Annotated in this window: 15 protein-coding genes; 10 read left to right on the top strand and 5 right to left on the bottom strand. The window is 66.9% G+C overall.

Annotated features, from left to right (window positions below):
• The first annotated feature begins 278 nt into the window (after positions 1-278).
• Positions 279-1691, top strand: coding sequence for a hypothetical protein (locus tag KF745_06025; protein ID MBX3357968.1), 1413 nt, complete (start codon positions 279-281; stop codon positions 1689-1691).
• A gap of 280 nt (positions 1692-1971) precedes the next feature.
• Complete coding sequence (locus KF745_06020) at positions 1972-4392, top strand: S8 family serine peptidase (protein ID MBX3357967.1); 2421 nt, start codon at positions 1972-1974, stop codon at positions 4390-4392.
• Positions 4393-4505: 113 nt separating this feature from the next.
• On the opposite strand, the gene KF745_06015 is transcribed toward KF745_06020, so the two are convergent.
• Complete coding sequence (locus tag KF745_06015) at positions 4506-5591, bottom strand: sigma-70 family RNA polymerase sigma factor (protein MBX3357966.1); 1086 nt, start codon at positions 5589-5591, stop codon at positions 4506-4508.
• Between the two features lie 502 nt (positions 5592-6093).
• Here KF745_06015 and KF745_06010 point away from each other — a divergent pair.
• The 3 genes from KF745_06010 to KF745_06000 all read left to right on the top strand — a co-directional run bounded on the left by KF745_06010 (position 6094) and on the right by KF745_06000 (position 7432).
• Positions 6094-6726: a superoxide dismutase gene (locus tag KF745_06010; GenBank protein ID MBX3357965.1), complete on the top strand. Its 633-nt coding sequence runs from the start codon at positions 6094-6096 to the stop codon at positions 6724-6726.
• Between the two features lie 95 nt (positions 6727-6821).
• Positions 6822-6986, top strand: a complete 165-nt coding sequence (locus KF745_06005; GenBank protein MBX3357964.1) for a hypothetical protein — start codon at positions 6822-6824, stop codon at positions 6984-6986.
• Positions 6983-7432, top strand: a complete 450-nt coding sequence (locus tag KF745_06000) for a hypothetical protein (GenBank protein ID MBX3357963.1) — start codon at positions 6983-6985, stop codon at positions 7430-7432. The genes KF745_06005 and KF745_06000 overlap by 4 nt, the downstream gene beginning before the upstream one ends.
• On the opposite strand, the gene KF745_05995 is transcribed toward KF745_06000, so the two are convergent.
• From KF745_05995 to KF745_05985, 3 genes are read right to left on the bottom strand one after another with little or no spacing between them, the layout of a single operon-like run.
• Positions 7416-8675: a hypothetical protein gene (locus KF745_05995; protein MBX3357962.1), complete on the bottom strand. Its 1260-nt coding sequence runs from the start codon at positions 8673-8675 to the stop codon at positions 7416-7418. The two genes, KF745_06000 and KF745_05995, sit on opposite strands and share 17 nt — an antisense overlap.
• 55 nt (positions 8676-8730) lie before the next feature.
• Positions 8731-10062 carry a DUF1501 domain-containing protein gene (locus tag KF745_05990; protein MBX3357961.1) on the bottom strand — a complete coding sequence of 444 codons (1332 nt, stop codon included), beginning with the start codon at positions 10060-10062 and terminating at the stop codon, positions 8731-8733.
• A 52-nt stretch (positions 10063-10114) separates the two neighbouring features.
• Entirely contained in the window at positions 10115-11629 is a 1515-nt protein-coding gene (locus KF745_05985) for a DUF1800 domain-containing protein (protein MBX3357960.1), read from the bottom strand.
• Between the two features lie 341 nt (positions 11630-11970).
• Here KF745_05985 and KF745_05980 point away from each other — a divergent pair, with 341 nt between their 5' ends.
• On the top strand, positions 11971-12195 hold the full coding sequence (locus KF745_05980; protein ID MBX3357959.1) for a hypothetical protein: 225 nt from the start codon (positions 11971-11973) through the stop codon (positions 12193-12195).
• 85 nt (positions 12196-12280) lie between these two features.
• On the opposite strand, the gene KF745_05975 is transcribed toward KF745_05980, so the two are convergent.
• Entirely contained in the window at positions 12281-13699 is a 1419-nt protein-coding gene (locus tag KF745_05975; GenBank protein ID MBX3357958.1) for a COX15/CtaA family protein, read from the bottom strand.
• A 206-nt stretch (positions 13700-13905) separates the two neighbouring features.
• Here KF745_05975 and KF745_05970 point away from each other — a divergent pair, with 206 nt between their 5' ends.
• The 4 genes from KF745_05970 to KF745_05955 are packed head-to-tail and all read left to right on the top strand — an operon-like array spanning position 13906 to position 20444.
• On the top strand, positions 13906-14622 hold the full coding sequence (locus KF745_05970) for a cytochrome c3 family protein (protein MBX3357957.1): 717 nt from the start codon (positions 13906-13908) through the stop codon (positions 14620-14622).
• A 60-nt stretch (positions 14623-14682) separates the two neighbouring features.
• Complete coding sequence (locus tag KF745_05965; protein ID MBX3357956.1) at positions 14683-18267, top strand: TAT-variant-translocated molybdopterin oxidoreductase; 3585 nt, start codon at positions 14683-14685, stop codon at positions 18265-18267.
• On the top strand, positions 18264-19790 hold the full coding sequence (gene nrfD, locus KF745_05960; protein ID MBX3357955.1) for a polysulfide reductase NrfD: 1527 nt from the start codon (positions 18264-18266) through the stop codon (positions 19788-19790). The genes KF745_05965 and nrfD overlap by 4 nt, the downstream gene beginning before the upstream one ends.
• 27 nt (positions 19791-19817) lie before the next feature.
• Positions 19818-20444 carry a DUF3341 domain-containing protein gene (locus tag KF745_05955; protein ID MBX3357954.1) on the top strand — a complete coding sequence of 209 codons (627 nt, stop codon included), beginning with the start codon at positions 19818-19820 and terminating at the stop codon, positions 20442-20444.
• The last annotated feature ends 13 nt before the right edge of the window (positions 20445-20457 follow it).

Raw genomic sequence — 20457 nt, 5'->3', positions numbered from 1 at the left:
CAACCCGACCGTACACCCGTCCGATTGCCCGCCATTCGCAACGCCTGTCCGATCATCAAAGTTGGGCCCGGGATTCGGTCGATCCAATCAAGTGCGGGGCGCCAGACCCGCCAGCCAACGGGGAGGATAACACATCCACCCATGCCGCGCGCTTCCGTGTGTCCCGCCGTCCCTTGCGACACCCCCGACCTCCCCGGTTAGGAGGTGTCGGTTGTGACACGCCGCCCCGCGCGCGGTAGGATAGACGCCTGTTTCGCACCGACACGGAGGTCTTTAGCATGATGCCCCAGCGCCCGCGTTTCCTCTCCCGCTCCGCCGCGATCGCACTCGTTGCCGTCGCCGGCTTCCTTGCTCCGCTCCCGTTCGCCGCGCCCGCCTGGGCCCAGACGCAGCCGGTCAAGGTGATCGACCCATACTTCGTGGTCCCCACCAGCAACGGCGTGCCGCTTAAGTCCGGCCCCGGCCTGGTGTACTACGCCGTCGCGATGCTCAAATCCGGCCAGCCTCTCCGGGTTGACGGTCGCACCGATGATCACTGGCTTCGCGTCGAATACCCGCGAGGTTCCAAGGGCTTTGTCAAGGCCACCGACGCGGCGGTCGAGGACGGCGGAAAGGCCGTGCGGCTCACCAAGGCGTCGACGATCTGGGCAGTGAATATCTCAGGCGGCGAGCGTGCGAACTGGCGCTACCTCCTTGAGGATGAGCAGCCTGTCGGCGCTCGTTTCCCAGTCATCGAGTCGCTGAAGACTCCCGACGGCAAGGTCTACGGCTACCTTGTGCCGGCCCCCGCCGAGGCACGCGCGTTCGTCAAAGAGGACTCCGTCCGTGCAGCGACGGCCGAGGAAGCTACCGCCGCCGCGGCGACGCTCGGCCCGGCCACACCGCCCGCGGCTCCGGTCACGACGCCGGTGGTCACGCCCGAGAAGCCGATTGCGGCCACCCCGACGCCCGCGGCGAACCCGGAGACGACGACTGCCCCGGCGACTCCGGTCGCTGTGAACCCGGTACCCGCACCGGCGACGCCGGCCATCGCGACCGAGCCGCTGGAGGTCAAGCCCGCCGAACGCCGCATCGGCACGGTGGAGCAGCTCCAGTCGGTATACCAGCAGGCCCAGTCGGGAAAGAACGCCGAGCTGCCATCGGTGATCGCCGAGTTTGAGCGGGCGATCGCCGCGCTCGAGTCCCAGGGTGGGGACCGGCGGACGATCGAGTTCCTGAATGCCCGGCTTGAAGTGCTCCGCCTCCGTCAGCAGGTGCAGGAATCGCTCGCATCGTCCACTGCAAAATCGCGGACCGTGCTCGACGAGGAGGCGCGGCTGGGGCTGGTTGTCGCCGAACTGCAGAAGAACCGTCAGTACGTGATGGTCGGACGGCTGGTCCCCAGCACCGTGTACGACGGCAAGCGGCTCCCGAAGATGTACCGTGTCCAATCCCTTGAGTCCGGGTTTGCCCGCACCATTGGCTACCTCTCGCCGAGCGGGCCGATCGACCTCGACGGCAAGCTCGGGCGGGTCATCGGCGTTCAGGGCGAGGCCCGCTTTGACGACGCGCTGCGGCTCAGTATTGTGACTCCCAGGGAGATCGACATCCTGACCGCCGTCGATATCCCCGGCACCGCGACGGCCGCGCAGCCGGTTGATCCGGGTGTGGACACGCAGCCGGTCGCCACCGGTGAGCCGGACCGCGAGTAAGAGCCTTCGACGCAAACAGTCTGCGATCGTCATTCCGATAACCACGACTGATCTGAGGGCGGACGCCTGGGGCGCCTGCCCTCTTTCTTTGATCCTGTAGCGGGTTTTTGGGGTCGGAGTCAACCTCACTCGAAACCCGGCCGGAACTGTGACCGAACTTCAAGAGTGCCCGGGCGGTAAAGGATTGGCCGAGGCCCGGTCCACGATACATCGTCCGGTATTTTCTCGACTTTTGTCGCGTTGGTGGTAGGGTGTACCTCTCAGCAATCGATTACGCCACGTGATTATCAACCCAGACTCCAACTCCCGTCACCGGACACTCGGGCGACTCGCCATCGGTTCCGCTGCGCTCGTCGGGCTCATCAACCCGATGGCTTTCGGTCAGGCGACCGGCAAGGCCGTGACTGCGCCGTCGCTGCGGGCCGTGGCCGCACGCGGGATTACCCGAGTTTCGACCCCGGATGGACGGGTTATCCACGAAACTGCATCACAGGTTCGCAACATCATTCTGACTCAGGTTGGTGGCGGCGAAGCGGTTGCCCGGTGGCAGGAGCAGAATGAGGCTGGCGTTTGGGTCCCCTGGTACTCACTTTCTCGCGATGCGTCGTCGCCCCTCCCGACTTTCGAGCCCGCCCGCCGGACCAGCGACCTGCTCCTGCTCAAGTACGCAGCCTTTGATCCGCTCGCCGCGGCTCCGGCCGTGAGCAAGACGCTCCAGGCTCCGTCTACCGCTGGCGTGTTCATCGTTCAGTGCATCTGCCCGCCGACCGACTCGTTCAAGACGAGCTTGGCCGCGGCAGGGGCGAGCCCGGTCGCGTACCTCGTCAACAACGCCCTCATCGTGAAGGCCGACCCCAAGGCGGCCAAGGCGATCGGCATGCTGCCGTTTGTCCGCTGGGTTGGGCCGTACCACACCGCGTACAAGTGTGAGGCCGCGCTGCTCGAATCCGCTGCGATGGGCCCGGTCACGGTGAACGTCCAGACCTTTGAGCGAGGGCCCGTGGCCAAAGGGGTGGTCGCCACGCGGATCGAACAGGTCGGCGGCAAAGTAACGTCGCTGATCCCCGAAGGGTTCCTAGTCGGCGCGGTGCTGAATCGCGACCAGTTGCTGACCATCCTGGCGATGCCAGAGGTCCAGTGGGTCGACTCGAGCGGTCCGACGTCGGTGGACATGAACCTGGCTCGCGCGGCGACTGGGGCGAACTTCATCGAGTCGACGCTTGGCTTCACGGGCCAGGGCGTCCGCATCGAGGTGATGGACGATAACGTCCGTGAGACGCACGTCGACTTCCAGTCTCCGCCCATCATCTTCCACGGGCCACGGTCGGGCTCCACGAACCACGGCACCTGCGTGATGGGCATCGCCATCGCCACCGGCACTGGCAACGGCCAGGGCCGCGGCATGCTGCCCTCCGCCGAGCAGGGCATTTTCGCGGACAAGGACCTGCTCACCAACCGCTACACCCACACGCTGGAACTGGTCGACGACCTCGGGCCATACCGGGCCGTCGTGCAGGCCAACGCCTGGGGTTCGGAGTGGACGACGACCTACGCGACCCAGTCCATGCAGATGGACGACATCCTGTTCAACGCGGACCTCATTCTCACGCAGTCCATGAGCAACCTGGGCAACCAGTTGGCGCGGCCGGAGGCGTGGGCCAAGAACATCGTCGCCTGCGGCGGCATCCTGCACAACGACACGCTGACCCGCGCCGACGACTCATGGGGCGGGTTCGTCTCGATCGGCCCCGCGGCCGACGGCCGCATCAAGCCCGATCTCTCGCACTTTGCGGATTCGATCTTCTGCACCTTCGATGGGTCCGACACGGACTACATCGGCGGCTTTGACGGCTCATCGTCGTCGACGGGCATCACCGCCGGCGCCTTCGGGCTCCTCGCGCAGATGTGGCACGAGCAGGTCTTCGCCGGGTTCGGCGGCGGCCCCTCCGTCTTTGCCGATCGCCCCCACGCCGCGACGGCCCGGGCGCTGATGGTGCACTCCGCGTACCGGTACGACTTTGTCGGGGCCGGGGCGGACCTGACGCGCACGCACCAGGGCTGGGGGATGGCCGACCTCGAGCGGCTGTACAACCTTCGCACGGGCATGTTCATCGTCAACGAGTCAACGCCCCTGACGCACCTCTCGCACGCGAGGTACAACTTCAGCGTCGACGGCTCGACCCCGCTCCGCGTCACGATGGTCTACAAGGACCCGGCCGGCAACACCGCCGCATCGGTTGCTCGGATCAACGACCTCTCGGTGAAGGTGACTTCGCCAACGGCGGAGATCTTCTGGGGCAACAACGGCCTGCTCGTCGGCAACTGGTCCACTCCGGGCGGCGTGAGCAACACCGTCGACACCATCGAGAACGTCTTCATCGAGAACCCCGTTCCCGGCACGTGGATCGTCGAGGTCTTCGCCGACGAGGTCGTTCAGGACGGCAACCCGCTCACGCCCCAGACCGATGCGGTGTTCGCGCTGGTGGTTACCGGCGGCATCCGCGACCTCTGCCGCGTGGATTGGGACGGCGACGGCATGATCACGCCGTCGGACATCGCGGTGTTCATCACCGATTGGGTGAACAGCCTCACAAACCAGACGCTCGAGGGCGATTTCGATCTCAACGGTGTGGTCGACCCCTCGGACATCGCGCAGTTCATCACGTCATGGATCGGCGCCCTGTCCGCCGGCGGCTGCTGATCATCATCACAACCTGAAACGGCGAGTCCGCGGTATTGATGCGGCGTCGCTCAAGAAAGAAAAAGGCCCGGCGTGCTGCCGGGCCTGGTGTGAAGTCATGATGTGGAACGGCGTCAGATCGCCGCGTCGGCGGGCGTGTTGTTTGCCGCCGGCTCGGCGCCTTCCTCTTCCTTGTTCGGGCGTGAGCGGAGGAAGTTGGCCTCCAGCGCCAGGCGGATCTTGTCCATCGCCTTGTTCTGGATCTGCCGTACACGCTCCTTGGTGACGCCGATGATCTGGCCGACCTGCTCGAGCGTCATCGGCTTGTCGGCTTCGCCCGACTCGAGCCCGAAGCGGTGCTCGATCACCGTCCGCTCGACGTCCGTCAGATCGGCCCGGTTGTCCAGGACGATCCGCTTGACCTCGTCCGCGGCCTCCTTCTCGAAGCCGGCCCGCTTGGTCTCGAGGTAGTTGGACTTCTCGAGCTTCGGGTCGAAATCGGTCGGGAAGCGCTGGCGATACTTGCTCAGCTTCATGCCCTGACGTGAGAAGGCCTTGAGGATCGCGCGGCAGGCGTAGGTGCTGAACTTGTAGCCGCGGCCGGCGTCGAACTTGTCGACGGCCCGCAGCAGAGCCATGTTGCCCTCGCTGACCAGATCGGCGAAGTCCACCTCGCTCATGCGGGTGCGCTTAGCCATCGCCAGCACCAGCGCCAGGTTCGTCTCCGCGATCTGCTCGCGGATCTGCTCGGCGCGCCGGTACCACGACAGGATCAGTTCGGCCTGCTCCGCCGTCGGCTTGCGATCGGGCGAGGACCAGACGTCCTCCTGCAGTTTCCACACGCGGAACCGCGCGTAGTTGAACTGGTGGAAGAGGACCTTTTCCTCGGCGCCCGTCAGGATCACCTGCTGGGCACTCTTGACTGCCCGGCTCTTGCCCGGCGACAGGTCGTCCATCACCGGGTGGTACCACGATGTGTCGGGCTTCTGGATGTCCGGCGCATCGTCGTAGATCGACTTCTCGGCGCCGGTCTCGCGGAAGACCGGGCTGTCGATAAAGTCCTGCTCGGCCGAGAGGATCGACGCCAGCAGTTTCTCGTCCTCGCGGCTGAGGGCCCGCTTGACCTTGCGCGCGCCGACCGCCTTCTCCTCCGCTCCCGCGGAGAAGTGCACCTGGGTGCGGCGCCGGTGCTGCTCAAGAGGGCTGGGAGTAATCATCATCGGTCGAACCGTCCTTTCCTTGGCGTCGGGCACCTTGGCCCGCCCACCCCGTGCGCCTGCTCCCCCGCTCGCCGCCGTGTCCTTTTTCCGGTCCATCAAAGGGGTCCAAGGGCGGCGTTCGTTGGGTATACCTGCTTCTGCTCTTGCCGGAACGTCGTTTATACGCCTATCCAGCCAAACTGTTCCTCTGTTTGGAACCATTCCAAACAGGTTGATCCCTGGAAGACCTACACCCACCGGGCCGTTCGTCCGGGCGTGGATCCCTCCAGCACGTCTCGAGTTCTGCGCCTCTTTCTGGCTCGTCTAGGCCCCATAGAGTTCAGGGCGTGCTCAAACCAGCGACCCTCGGGCGAGAACGCGAAGATACATGATTGAATCCACTCCGGCAAGATGCGCCGCCACCTCTTTCGCAAACTGCCAAAACATCCCTTCTATTCCCCAAATATCCACCGACCTTCCACGTCCGAAAACACCCGCGGGTTCATGCAAAAGGAGATTTTTTATGCCCTTTACGCTCCCTCCCCTGCCGTACGACCATGCCGCACTTGAGCCGGCGATTGATGCACAGACGATGCAGATCCACCACGGCAAGCACCATCAGGCCTACGTGACCAACGCCAACAAGGCCCTGGAGGGCAGCAAGTGGGCGGACGCTCCCGTTGAGGCCGTGGTCACCCAGATCGCCGACCTGCCCGAGGCCATCCGCGGCCCCGTCCGCAACAACGCAGGTGGGCACTTCAACCACTCCCTGTTCTGGACCATCATGGCCCCGGCGGGCAAGGGCGGGGGCGGCGAGCCGAACGGCCCGCTCGCGGACGCGATCACGAAGAAGTTCGGGGGCTTCAGCGCATTCAAGGACGAGTTTGCCAAGGCCGCGGCCGGACGCTTCGGCTCGGGCTGGGCGTGGCTGTGCGCCAAGAATGGCGGCGTGGCGATCTGCTCGACCGCGAACCAGGACAACCCCCTCATGGGCGAGTCGATCGCCGGGTGCGGCGGCACGCCGATCCTCGGCCTGGACGTCTGGGAGCACGCGTACTACCTCAAGTACCAGAACCGGCGTCCCGATTATGTCACCGCATGGTGGGGCGTCGTGAACTGGGGTCAGGTGGCGAAGAACTTCGCGGCGGCCAAATAGAGCGGCGAGTCCCTCGTCGACGATTCCGCTCATCCCACGGCGTTCCTTTTTGTCGCGGCGAGAGCGCACCATCGTCGACACTCATCTTGATCCGCATGGACCCGCAACCACGACGTCTGGGTCGAGTCGGCCTGATCCTGTGGCTTCTCGCGCCGCTCGTGGTCGTCGGGGTGTTGTACCTGATGACCGACCGGTCACGCGGCAAGCCGGAGCCCAACCGGATCCACCGGCCCGAACCCGCGGAGCAGGCGGGGCGATGACGACTGTGCGAACCCCGCTCGACAAACCCTGGCTGGCGTTCCCCGAGTTGCGGGCGCTGACCGAACCGGAGGCACGCCGGTTCGTGGCCCGGGCGCAGCGGCGACGGCCGTGGTCGATGGTCGGCGCGACGCTGCTCGCCCTCTTCGCGATGGTGGCGGGCTGGGCCCTCCTTGCCGGTGCGTGGAGCGTCCTCTCCCGCTTCATCGGAGATCGCCAGGACACGGGCCCGATGCTCGCCATGATGACCCTCGCGGCGGCGCTGCTGGCCGGGCCGGCGTGCGGCCTGCTCGCGCGGGACGCATGGATCAAGCGGATCATCCGCCGGGAGATCGAGTCCGCCCGGTGCTCGCTGTGCGGACTGGTCCACGCGGAGGGAGGCGGCTGTGCCGCGCCGCCGGACGACTCGACACGGGAGAGTGGGGAGGGGGTCAGTCGGGCAGGTTGAGGTCGGGGACGTTCGAGAACGCGATCCCGCCGCGTCCGGTGTCTCTGGCCTCGTGCATTGCGGCGGGATACACGGTGTGCCGGCCGTACTTGCTGTTGAGCGAGTCGATCGCCCGCGAGAGCCCTTCGCGCCGGGATTCCTGCTCGAACAACGGGAGCGTGCCGCCGACATCCGCTTCGAGATCGTCGAGTGTGACGGCGACGAAGTACGGCGAGCCGCGTGGGCGCGTCGTCCACAGTTTCGCCAGCGCCTCGACGATGGCGAGCGTGTCCGCTGAGCCTCGTCCGCCGCTGAGCGGGGTGGCCGAGGTCCACGCGTGCCTCTGGTTGCTCCACCCGCCCTCGTCCGGCCTGGCGCCCCCATCGCGGCACCGGACCGACAGGGAGACTCTCTTCGCCCGGTAGCCCAGCGACCGCATCCGCGAGGCGGCCTTGTGCGCCAGGCGGATTGCGACGGACCGGGCGCCCTCTTCGGTGCGGAACACGGGGGGCAGCACGTGCTGGTGCCCGATGCTGCGCCGATGGGTCGGGATCTCGTCGATGGTCTCGCCCCGGAGCAGGCGCCACCATCGGCGGCCGACGACCGAGCCCCAGACCCGCTCCATCTGGTGCTCGCTCAGGGCGCAGAGCTGCTCGACGGTCGTGATGCCGCGATCGCGGAGGCGCTTCTCCATCTTCGGGCCGATCCCCGGGATCTCGATGAGCCGGAGCCGGTGCAGCGCACCGGGCAGGTCGCGCTGCTCGATGACGACGAGCCCATCGGGCTTCTGGAGTTCGGTGCCGATCTTGGCGAGCAGACGGTTGGGCGCGATCCCGATCGAGCACCGCAGGCACTCGCCGGCCCGCTCTTTGATCACTCGCTTGATCCGCAGGGCCAGTTCCGCCGCGTGCCCCGGATCTCGCTCTTTTCCGATCAGGCGGCAGGAGACCTCGTCGATCGAGTGGACGGCCTGGATCGGGATGCACGTGTCGATCGCGGCGAGGATCGTGTGGTGGAACTCGATGTACGCGCGGTGCCGTGACAGCGCGACGACGAGCCCGGGGCATCGCCTCCGGGCCTCGCCGACGTTCATCAGCGTCTTGACGCCGAACGCCTTGGCTTCGTAGCTCGCGGCGATAAGGCTTGTCGAATCCGTATCGACCGCGGCAACGCCGACGGGCTTGCCGCGGAGTTCCGGCCGGAGTTGCTGCTCCACCGAGGCGAAATAGGAGTTCAGGTCAAGGAAGAGTGTGGTGAGGGGCATAGGAAGATCCCCTAACCATATACCACACAAAGTCCGGCCGGACAAGCCGGATCCGTCACGTGGTGCGGAGCACATTCACAGGGCGATAGGTCCCGTCCAGGACCTGCTTGGCATCGGCCTTGAGCCACTGCTCCAGGATGCTGGCGTAGACGCACCGGAAGTCGATCGTGAACTTCAGGTCGCCGTCGTCCAGGTCGGTCAACGAGGGATAGGTGCCCACGAGCCCGGCCCGGACCATCGGACCGGCGAGGAAGATCGACGAGGCGGTGCCGTGGTCGGTCCCCTGGCTGGCGTTCTGGTAGACGCGCCGGCCGAACTCGGAGAACGACATCGTGAGGACCCGCTCGGCATTGCCCTGGGCCTTGAGGTCGTCGTAGAACGCCTTGATCGCTCCGGCAACTTGCCCGAGCAGATTCGCGTGGCGACCGTTCTCGCCGCCCTGCTGGGCGTGCGTGTCGAACCCGCCCATCGAGACGTAGTACACCCTCGTTCGGAGCCCGGCGCGGATCATGCTGCCGACCATCGCGAGCTGGCGGCCCAGGTCGGTCCCGGGATACGGGACGAGGGACTTGGTGGCAACGGCCTTGCGGATCTGCTCGCTCGAGACCTGGGCGTCGAGAGCGGTCCGCATGAGGAACCCGGCGTTGGTGTTCGGGTTCACGTCCTCGGCGATGCCTGCGCGGGTGATCTCGTCGTAGGGCTTGGTCAGCGACTTGTGGACATCCCGGCCCATCCAGCGGAACAGGTCGGTGTTCTCGAACGCCACCGGCTTGGCGATGAGGCCCTGCATCGCCAGTGGTGCATCTCGCCCGATGGCGATGCCTGCCTGGGGATCGGGCTCGGAGGGTTTGTCGGGCGTGCCGGACTCGCCCTTGCCGTGCCCGCAGCACTCGGCATCCATGTAGCGACCGATCCAGCCGGCGCCGGTGCCCGAGGTGTCGGCGGTGTGCCAGATGTCCATCGACTTGAAGTGTGAGCGGTTGGGGTTGGGGTACCCGGCGCCCTGCACGATGGCGAGCATCCCGTCGTCGTGCATTGCCTGCAGGCCCCGCATCTGCGGGTGCAAGCCGACGCCCGAGGACTTGCCGAGTTTGAGCACCTTGTTCTCGGGCACGCCGATCGAGGTGCGGGCCTTGTAGTACACCGGGTTGCCGTAGGGGATCACCGTGTTCAGCCCGTCGTTCCCTCCCGAGAGCTGGACGACGACGAGGATCCGCTCCTCCGGCACGCCGGGGATCGAGGTCGCCCCGGGGGCCGCGTGGGGCAGACCGAAGGCGGATCGCTGGAGGAACGCGGGGACGAACGCCGCCGTGGACGCCAACGTGACCCCACGCACCAGGAACTGACGGCGGGTGTAGGCGGGGGTGTTGGGATCGAGGAAGTTCATGGTCGTGATCCTGAGAGTCGAGCCTGTGGCGGGGCGGAGCGGGAGCGGGGGATCAGCACAACTGGTATTCGGGCATCGCGGTCACCAGCAGGAGCAGGCCGGTGATGACCTCCGGCGTCGCCCGCCCGCCGTTGGCGCGGACGAACTCGCCGAGCACCTCGCGGCTGCGCGCTGTCGGCGATCCGAGCGTGAAGCGCAGCAGGTAGTCGACCACCCGGGCCGGGTCGGCCGCGGCGCCGGCGTCCGCGCTGGCCAGGTCGGCGAGCAGCACCGAGGGGTCGTACTTCTCCGCGTTGGCGAGCGCGTCGTACCCCTGCGGCTTCTTGCCGGTGAGCAGGAAGCAGAGGATGTTCTGCCGGACGAACATGGTGGACGTGTTGACCCACGACCGCCCGCCGCTCCACCCCGCGACGTTGGGCGGGAAGAAGATCGACTGGCCCATCAGGTTGCACGCGTCGTTGAGGATGTCCATGTCGCGGACCGGCGTGTTGAGGGACCTGACCGCGCCGACCACGAGTTCCACCGGCGACTTGATCTGCTCGTTCATCAGCGGCGCCGAGTAGAAGTGCTCGCTCAGGAACAGCTTCCGCAGCACGGGCTTGATCGCGTACTTGCTCCCGGTCATCACCGACGCCATCTCCCGCACGACGGACTTCGCGGCCGAGTCCACCTCGGTCCGGCCGGTCGGGTAGTCCGCGGCGAAGTACCGGTACAGCTTCTGCGAGATGTGGCCGGCGCAGGCCCGCTGCTCGAGGATCGCGCCGACAAAGGCGTCGCCGTCGAGCCGGCCGGTTCGTCCGAGCACACTCTTGACGCCGTCGTCGTGGTCGTTCTTGCGGAAGACGAACGAGTCGTCGACGAAGGTGTACCCGGTGAGCGCCCGGGCCCCCTCCTTGATGTCCTTCTCGGTGTAGTTCCCCACGCCAAGGGAGAACAGCTCCATGATCTCGCGTGCGAGGTTCTCGTTGGGCTTGTTCTTGCGGGAGTCGTCCTGGTCGAGGTAGGCCAGCATCGCCGGGTCGCGGATGATCTGTCTGAGAAGTTCCCCGAAGTTCCCCGAGGCGTAGCGGCGCAGCAGGCGGTTCTGCTGGTACATGTGGTACGAGTTCTCGATCGTCCTGAACGACGTGGAGAAGTGGCCGTGCCAGAAGAGCGTGAGTTTCTCCTCGAGCGGGCGCGGCGTCTCGATCATGCGCTTGAACCACCAGTTCTGGACGCGGCGCATCTGCTGGCGGTCGTCACGCTCCCGCTCCTGACGCCGGGCCCGGATGCGGGCGAGCGTCTCCTCATCGTTCCCGCGCCGGGCCTTGGCCACCATCGCGCGCTCCTCCTCGTTGGGCGGGCGCATGATGGACGAATCGAACGCATCGGCCGCGTCGGGTTCGAAGGCGATGGTCTCGTAGTTCAGGAGGTAGTCGACGGACTTGTCGGGCCCCCACGACGCGAGCAACTGGATCTGCGCCGGCGTGCCGCCGAACCCGGCCCGCCACAGCAGGTGGCGTGCCTCGTCGAATCCGAACCGGTTGGCGGGGAGGGGCCTGAGCGAGTCGGAAAGCGGCTGTGACACAACCAGTGCTCCATGGTCCGACCGGCGGGCCGGCGGACTCTTTCCCCAACCGATACGCCGAACGTCCCCAGCGTGCCGCGATTGCAGCATGCAAACAAGACCTAACCGGCAATTCCCCGCAGGGACCCACCCGCGGCGGCCCCGGGAATAGGTCTCTGCTCGCATACCTATCGACCTGCGAGCGCCCTAGGCCCCGCGGATTTCGCCCGCCGGATGGGACTTTGGGGGAACCTGCACAACTCTGGGTGGCGCGCGGTCGACGGGATGCGCTGCGCTCGGTGGGGCCGCTTCCGCAGGCCCGGCCGCGGAGTTTCAACAGCACTCAACCCGGAGGCAACACCATGGCAACGAAGAAGACCGCATCCAAAGCCACGAAGTCCAGGCCGGCCATCAAGGGCAAGCCCCTCGGGGCGGCGGCTCGCAGTATCAAGGGTGCGGGCGGAGGAGTCCCGACGTCGCCCATCGAGACGATCAAGGGGTATGACCCCAGTTCGTCGACGCCCTTTGCCACCGAAAAGAGCGGTGGGTACTGCGGCAACCCGCCCTACGACGGCAAGCTCGGCTGAGCGAGGATCAATCGCGCCCGCGGCCCACTGCGGGCGCGTCGACTCCAGCGAACGGGCCACCCCAGCGGGGTGGTCCGTTTTGTATCTACCTCGCGACGGGCTGAACGGGGGGGCCGGCGCGTTTGCAAAGGGCGCGCGTCCAAGTGAACACGAGAGTTGCCAGGGCCAGCAACACGGCTCCGTTTCCCTGGTGCAGCGTCGCCAGCAGTGGGGGGACCCAGCTGGCGCGGGGAGAGACGTCCGCGTTCAGCGCCCAGAGCGCCGCCCACCCCAGGCAGAACTGCGCCACCACCACCCCGACGAGCAGCACCCCCAGGCGGCGGTAGGTTGCCTGGAGGGGGCCGAACGATCGATCGGCGCTGCGGGCCGCGAACCCGGTGGCCAGCGCCGCGGCCAGCACGATGAACGAGAATCCGATGTGGGCCCACAACGCGTGGTTGGCGCCGGTGGTGCCCGAGGCCTTGAGGTGTCGGTAGGTCGCGCCCAGCAGCAACTGCAGGATCATGGAGTGCAGAAGGCCGGTTGACATCCCACGGAGGCGGCGCAGGGCACGCGGCTCGGGAGATGGGGCTGCGCCGGTGGCCGGGTCCATCAGGTTCCGAAACCCGCGCGACACGAACGCCGCGCCCGCGACCACCATCGCGAAGAAGAGCTGAGCCAGGACCCCGTGAAACAGCGAGAGGTAGCGGTTGTCGAGGTTCGCATCGACACTCCCTTGTCGCACCCGCACCCCGCCCAGGACGCCCTGCACAATGACCAGCACGAAGAGCAGAGCGGCATACTTCCTCATCCATCGCCGGTGATCCGCGGCGAGCACGTAGATCAGGAATGCGCCGGTCGTCAGGCCGACGAGCGAGCCGTACAGCCGGTGGGTGTGCTCGAGGAACCGGCCGGGGTCGGCCATCAGGGCGACCGGGTACAGAAACATGTTTGCGCCGTAGGAATCGGGCCATCCGATGATCGCCATGCCGGAGTTCGTGCTGGTGACCAGGCCGCCAAGGAGCAGCAGCGGAACGATCGCGACGGCTGCGACCACTCCGAATCGAGCGAGCCAGTCAGCGGGCCGGGTGTGGTTGGGGCGCAGGCGGCTGCCGACCAGGCCGCCGATGAGGCCGATCGCAGCGCCGAGGGCGATGAATCCAACCACGGAGAGCGCCGCATCGGCCGGGAGGCCCCGGAATCCCTGGGCGGGGACATCGCCCTTGGGTTGCTCCACGAGGATCGCCCCCAGGATCAGTACCGAGAGAAGCGCCGAGAGTGCCCCGCCCAACAGGCCGACCAGCCCCGCACGACCGCGAGGCACCAATCCCCCGGCAATCACTGCCGCCACGAGCCAGACTGCGAGAACGCAAGGCCCGGCGACACGAGAGGGCAGTTCGAGTCCTGGGAAGTGAGTCACGAACGCGGCGCACCACATCGCCACGGCGAGGACGAAGCCGATCGTTACCGCCGCGCCGAAAACAGACGAATCCGTCTTAATGGAGTCGATCCCTGTAGAAGGCATATGTACGGCTCCGCTTGAACGATCGGTTGCAACCGAGTCTCATTTGTGATCTGGACGGGTTCTGGCCTTGACACGATACGCCTAAAGTGGAGAGATTGCTGCCTTACAGCAATTGTCCGATTTGACAGGAATGGTTCCGGTCAGGTCGATGCATGTGCCCGGGTCACGAATAACCGGGCGACAGCAGCGAGGGTCCAGCCTTGTCAATGATCTTCCCGCGGTGGACAAACCAGTTGCCGACCGTGTTCCTGGTCGGCACGCTGGGCGGTCTGGGGGCGGTGATCGGCGGGTTCTGGTACTACGCAACACCGAAGTTCTGGCGGGAAGGGTACATGCCCACCCAGCCCAGCACGGGGTTCAACCACCAGATTCACGCCGGCAAACTGGGCATCGACTGCCGCTATTGCCACTCGCACGTCGAGGAAACAGCCGAGGCGAACGTGCCAACCGTTTCGGTGTGCTACGGCTGCCACGCGGAGAACCACGTGCGGGCGGACGTGGTCTCCGATGAGAAGGCCGCGTTCATTCGCGAGGCCTACACGACGGATGCGTCGATCCAGTGGCGCCGCGTGCACAAGCTCCCTGATTATGTCCGCAACTTCCCCCACGACATCCACGTCAAGGGCGGCGTGAGCTGCATCTCCTGCCACGGCATGATTGCCCGCCAGGTCGTGGTCCGGGATGTCGCCCCGCTCAGCATGTCGTGGTGCCTCGACTGCCACCGCGATCCGGCGCCGAACCTCGTCCCGCCGGACCAGGTGACCAACGTGTTCTGGGTCGAGGGGCAGTTGGCCAACGGGAACAAGCCGAGCGCCCCGGAAGGAGTTTCGCCGGGATCGCCGGGCGGACAGGCCCTCAAGGCCCAGCTGCTCGAGGGGCCGCTGCCGCTGCTCCCCGAGAACTGCGGCGCGTGCCACTACTAGGTCCCCAGCGAAGGCCTCGGGTCGAATCGAAGCAAGCCACCGAACCCTGATGAGCGACGCATGAGCAGCCACGATCAATGCCCCTCGACCAAGCCCGGGCAGAAGAACGAGACGCCCCGCCAGGCGGGGCGTACCCCGCACGAGCAGGTCGGCATCGGCCCCACCGGCCGCAAGTACTGGCGCAGCCTCGATGACCTCGCGGATACCCCGCAGTTCCGCGAGTGGCTCGAGCGCGAGTTCCCGCCCGGCGCTTCCGAACTGCTCGGCGATTCGCGCCGGACGTTCCTCAAGCTCATGGCCGCCAGCGTGGCCCTCGCGGGCGCGGCGACCATCCCGGGCTGTCGCCGCCCCGATCTGAAGATCATGCCGTACAGCAAGACGGTCCCCGAGGATTCCATCCCCGGCAAGCCGCTGTACTACGCCACGAGCATGCCGCTCCCCGGCGGTGGCGCCGAGGGCCTGCTGATCGAGACGCACGACGGTCGCCCGACGAAGGTCGAGGGCAATCCCCTGCACCCGATCAACCGCGGCAAGACGTCGATCTGGGCCCAGGCCGCCGTGCTCGGACTTTATGACCCCGATCGCCAGACCGACCCGGTATTCACCGAGGCCGGCGGGGCAGATGCCGACAAGAAGCCCCGATCGTGGGAGGACTTCGCTGCGTGGTCCGAGGCCCATTTCAAGGCGTACGACGCCGCGGCCGGCGAGGGGCTCGCGTTCCTGGTCGACAAGAAGTCCAGCCCGTCGCGCGACTCGATGCGGGACCGCATCAAGCGCAAGTGGCCCAAGGCGATGTGGGTGGCCTACGACCCGGTCGATTCGGATGCCGCCGCCGCGGGCGGTTCGATCGCCTTCGGAAGGCCGATGCGAGAGGCGATCAAGTTCGATCGCGCCAAGGTCATTGTCTCGCTGGATCGCGACTTCACGAACTGCGAGTCGATGGGGCTGGTGTACGCCCGCGACTTCGCCTCGACGCGCCGGGTGATGACCGTCGATGACGCGATGAGCCGGCTCTACGTCGTGGAGTCGGGGTTCAGCGGCGTCGGCGCCAAGGCCGACCACCGTTGGCGTCTCGCCCCGAGCCAGGTGTCGGCGTTCGGCGTGGCGCTGGGCAAAGCTGTTGCCGCCCGCACCGGTGGCGGTGGTCCGGTCGCCGCGGCCCTGAAGTCGGCGGATGCCGCGCTTCCCGCGGGGATGGACCAGAAGATCATCGATGCGATCGCCGACGATCTGACCGACAAGGCGCACCTCGGCAAGTCCGTGATCGTCGCCGGGGCTACCCAGACGGCCGCGATCCACGCGCTGGTCCACGCGATCAACGCGGCGCTGGGCAACATCGGAAACACGGTGTGGTATGTCCCGGTCGATGCTGAGGAAGCCTCCGGCAGTGCCGACGGGATCCGCGCTCTGGCGGAGAAGATGGACGCTGGGTCGATCAGCACCATCGTGTGCCAGGGTGTGAACCCGGTCTACGACGCGCCGGCCGACCTGGGCTTCAAGGATAAGTTCAAGAAGGTCAAGGTCCGGATCGCGCAGGCGGTTGATCACAACGAGACGGTGCGTGACAGCCAGTGGCGGCTCCCGCTCGCGCACTTCCTGGAGGCGTGGGGCGACACCCGCGCCGCCGAGGGCACGGTGGCGCCGATCCAGCCGATGATCGCCCCGCTGTACGCCAGCAAGTCTGACATCGAGACGCTGGCGATCATCAGCGGCGACGAACTCCGCGACGGGCACGACATCGTTCGCCGGGCGTGGAAGTCGCTCCCGGCGCTGCAGGGTGTGACGGATGCGGCCGCATTCGACAAGGCCTGGCGTCGGGCCCTGCACGACGGCGTGCTGGCCAACAGCACCCCGGCGCCCGCCAAGCCGACGCTCGCCGCCGAGGCGGTTGCGGCGGCGGTCAAGGCGTTCCGCCCCGCCGCGGCGCCGACCAAGGACTCGCTCGAGGCCGTGTTCACGACCTGGAACATCGGCGACGGGCGCTTCGCCAACTGCGGGTGGCTGCAGGAACTCTGCGAGCCATCGAGCAAGATCGTGTGGGACAACGCGGCTCTCGTGAGCCCCGCCACCGCCGAGGCGCTGGGCCTCAAGCCCCAGCCCGCGACACAGAAGGACCGCAAGGCCCGCGTTGCGAGCGTCACGCTCAACGGCCGCAGCGCCCGCATCCCGGTCTTCGAGCTCCCCGGCATGCCGGACAACACCGTGATCCTCCCGCTGGGTTACGGCCGAACGGTGTGCGGACTGGTCGGCACGGGCGTCGGGCATGACCTCTACCAGGTGCGGGATGCGGCGTCCCGATCGGTCGCGGCCGGCGTGAAGCTGGCGCCGGTTTCCGACGGCGAGCAGTGGTACCCGCTCTCGACGACGCAGACGCACGGCTCGATGGAGGGGCGCGCGCTGGTCCGCGAGGTGGACCGCGCCGCGTGGCAGAAGTACGGCAGCCAGATCCTGCCCGACCCCGACTCCTACGGCCGCAACCGCGACCTGAACTTCGCCGAGCGGCTCGGCGAACTCTCCCACGCTCCGGCTAACGTCTCGATCTACGTCAATCCGCTCAACGGCACCTCCGGCAACCCCGCGCCGGCCGATGCGACCAACTCGCTGGGCCAGAAGATCCCCTTTGCGCAGCGTCCCAACTGGGGCATGTCGGTCGACCTGTCGACCTGCACGGGGTGCAACGTCTGCACGATCGCGTGCCAGGCGGAGAACAACATCCCCATCGTCGGCAAAGCCGAGGTCAACAAGGGCCGCGAGATGGCGTGGATCCGCGTCGACCGCTACTTCGCGGGCGACAGCGAGCACACGGCGGACGGCATGCTCTTCCAGCCGGTCGCCTGCGTGCAGTGCGAGAACGCGCCGTGCGAGACCGTCTGCCCCGTGAACGCCACCGTGCACGGCCCCGAGGGCATCAACTACATGGTGTACAACCGCTGCATCGGCACGCGGTACTGCGCCAACAACTGCCCCTACAAGGTCCGCCGCTTCAACTTCTTCGCCTACGGCATCCAGCGGTACAACGGCTCGTACATCGGCGAGGACCTCATGCCCGGCGGCGGTCCGTCCAACAAGAACCTGATCCCGCCGACGCTCCGCGAGAAGCTCCCCGATATCACACGCCTGCACATGAACCCGGACGTGACCATCCGCTCCCGCGGCGTGATGGAGAAGTGCACCTACTGCATCCAGCGCATCAACGAGGCCCGCATCGAGACCAAGCTCAGCGACCTCAAGCACATCCCGGACGGCGAGGTGGTTACCGCCTGCCAGCAGGCGTGCCCGACGGATTCGATCGTCTTCGGCGACATCCTCGATACGGTCAGCGACTCGGGCAAGGGGAGCCGCGTGCGGCAGATGCGGGAGAACGGCCGCTCCTACCTGCTGCTGGGTTTCCTCGATACCCGGCCGCGCACGACATACATGCTCTCGGTCAAGAACCCGAACCCCGCGATCCGCACACCGGTCGTGGATCCGTTCCAGCACCACGGCGGCGGGCACGACGGGCATGACGGGCACGGGTCCGAGGGCGAGCACGAGATGGATCACCACGGTGAGAAGGCCGCCGTCCCGCACGCATCGCGTGACCGGGGCGTCAAGTTCAGCCTGCCCGTTCTCGGCGGCAGGTCGTTGGTCGGAGGCATGGCATGACGAGCATCAATCCGGACCAGGTCACCGCGGCGAGGCTCGCCGGGCAGGCGGCCGTCGGCCGGCCGGCGGGCTTCGACCCCGCCACGGGCGACGGGTCGCTCATCGACGACCCGGCCGTCCGCGCCCCGCTGGTTTTGGGCAACCGGTCATTCAAGGACATCACCGACATCGTCTGCGGCTACGCCGAGAACCGGCCGGGCACGTGGTGGATGCCGGTCTTCGGTCTCGCGGCGACGCTTGCGGGCATCGGCACGCTGATGATCCTGTACCTGCTCTTCACCGGGGTGGGCGTCTGGGGCCTGAACAACCAGGTCGACTGGGCGTGGGACATCACCAACTTCGTCTTCTGGATCGGCATCGGCCACGCCGGCACGCTCATCAGCGCCATCCTCTGCCTGCTCAAGCAGAAGTGGCGCACGAGCATCAACCGCGCCGCGGAGGCCATGACGATCTTCGCCGTCATCTGCGCAGGCACGTTCCCCGGCATCCACGTCGGGCGCATCTGGTTCATCTGGATGGTCTTCCCCATCCCCAACGCCAACAGCATCTGGCCCAACTTCCGCTCGCCGCTGCTGTGGGACGTCTTCGCGGTCAGCACCTACTTCACCGTGTCGCTGCTGTTCTGGTACATGGGCATGATCCCCGACTTCGCGACGCTCCGCGACCGGGCGGATCTCGAGCTGCGCAACAACCCGCGCGGGCCCATGCTCGCCCCGTTCCTCCCCGTGCGGATCGCCGCGCTTCGGGCCTATGTCTTCGGCCTGCTCGCCATGGGCTGGCGGTTCAGCCAGCGGCACTGGCAGAACTACGAGAAGGCGTACATCATCCTCGCGGGCGTCAGCACGCCGCTGGTGCTCAGCGTGCACTCGATCGTGTCCTTCGACTTCGCCACCAGCGTGCTTCCGGGCTGGCACACGACGATCTTCCCGCCCTACTTCGTCGCGGGCGCCATCTTCGGCGGCTTCGCGATGGTGCTCCTGCTCATGATCCCGGCGCGTGAGCTGTACCCCAACATGAAGGACCTGCTCACGCTCCGTCACCTGGAGAACATGGCCAAGATCCTCCTCGTGACGGGGATGATGGTCGGCTTCGCCTACGGCATGGAGTTCTTCATCGCCTGGTATGGCGGGAACCCCTACGAGCTCTACGCCTTCAAGAACCGCGCCACCGGCCCCTACTGGTGGGCCTACTGGACGATGATCTCCTGCAACGTCATCAGCCCGCAGGTCTTCTGGGTCCGGGCATGCCGCACCAGCCCGCTGGTTATCTGGATCGTCTCGCTCGCCGTCACCATCGGCATGTGGTTCGAGCGGTTCGTCATCATCGTCACCAGCCTCCACCGGGCGTTTGTCCCCGGCGAGTGGGGCATGTTCTTCCCGACCTACGTCGACGTCCTGACCTTCGTCGGAACCCTCGGCATTTTCCTCACGCTCTTCCTCCTCTTCCTGCGGTTCCTCCCCGTCTTCGCGATGAGCGAGATCAAGAACGTCCTCCCGCAGGCCAACCCCCACGCCGATCACTGATCCACCGTTTCGTTCCCGGAGCCGACCATGGCCAAGAGCAAGAAGATCTACAAGACCGAGTCCGGCGAGCGGGTGCACGGCGTCATGGCCGAGTTCCCTACGCCCGCCGCGCTCACGCACGCGGCGGAGAAGGTCCGCGACTCGGGCTACACACGGTGGGACGTCTTCAGCCCCTTCCCCGTCCACGGCATGGACGAGGCCATGGGCACGCCCATGACCAAGCTCCCGCTCGTCGTCGGGGCCATCGGCCTCACCGGCGCTGCGCTGGGCTACCTGCTCCAGTGGTGGGTCACCGGCGTCGCCTACCCCCTCGTGGTGCAGGGCAAGCCGTACTTCGCGTGGGAACCCTACACGCCCGTGACGTTCGAGCTGGGCGTGCTCTTCACCGCGTTCACCGCCCTGCTGGGCATGCTGGCGTTCAACGGCCTGCCTATGTGGCACCACCCGCTGTTCCGCAAGGACCGGTTCCTCCGCGTCAGCGACGACCGCTTCATCATCTGTATCGAGGCATCTGATCCCAAGTTCGATCCCGACGGCACGCGCAAGCTCCTCGAGCACGCCGGCGGCACGAACGTCGACCTCGTCGAGGAGGGCGACGGCACGGCCGATCCCCGCTTCAGCGAGGGCTTCAAGACCCTGGTGTGGACCGAATGAACACTCCCAAGCC

The organism is Phycisphaeraceae bacterium, from assembly GCA_019636655.1.
Taxonomy (GTDB): Bacteria; Planctomycetota; Phycisphaerae; order Phycisphaerales; family UBA1924; genus JAHBXB01.
This window is presented reverse-complemented; position numbering and strand designations above follow the sequence as displayed.

Coding starts and splice junctions, on each gene's coding strand:
- KF745_05980 (MBX3357959.1), top strand. CDS start 11,971: ATGGCAACGAAGAAGACCGCATCCAAAGCCACGAAGTCCAGGCCGGCC.
- KF745_06010 (MBX3357965.1), top strand. CDS start 6,094: ATGCCCTTTACGCTCCCTCCCCTGCCGTACGACCATGCCGCACTTGAG.
- KF745_05965 (MBX3357956.1), top strand. CDS start 14,683: ATGAGCAGCCACGATCAATGCCCCTCGACCAAGCCCGGGCAGAAGAAC.
- KF745_05990 (MBX3357961.1), bottom strand. CDS start 10,062: ATGAACTTCCTCGATCCCAACACCCCCGCCTACACCCGCCGTCAGTTC.
- KF745_06005 (MBX3357964.1), top strand. CDS start 6,822: ATGGACCCGCAACCACGACGTCTGGGTCGAGTCGGCCTGATCCTGTGG.
- KF745_05970 (MBX3357957.1), top strand. CDS start 13,906: ATGATCTTCCCGCGGTGGACAAACCAGTTGCCGACCGTGTTCCTGGTC.
- KF745_06015 (MBX3357966.1), bottom strand. CDS start 5,591: ATGATGATTACTCCCAGCCCTCTTGAGCAGCACCGGCGCCGCACCCAG.
- KF745_06000 (MBX3357963.1), top strand. CDS start 6,983: ATGACGACTGTGCGAACCCCGCTCGACAAACCCTGGCTGGCGTTCCCC.
- nrfD (MBX3357955.1), top strand. CDS start 18,264: ATGACGAGCATCAATCCGGACCAGGTCACCGCGGCGAGGCTCGCCGGG.
- KF745_06025 (MBX3357968.1), top strand. CDS start 279: ATGATGCCCCAGCGCCCGCGTTTCCTCTCCCGCTCCGCCGCGATCGCA.
- KF745_05995 (MBX3357962.1), bottom strand. CDS start 8,675: ATGCCCCTCACCACACTCTTCCTTGACCTGAACTCCTATTTCGCCTCG.
- KF745_05955 (MBX3357954.1), top strand. CDS start 19,818: ATGGCCAAGAGCAAGAAGATCTACAAGACCGAGTCCGGCGAGCGGGTG.
- KF745_05975 (MBX3357958.1), bottom strand. CDS start 13,699: ATGCCTTCTACAGGGATCGACTCCATTAAGACGGATTCGTCTGTTTTC.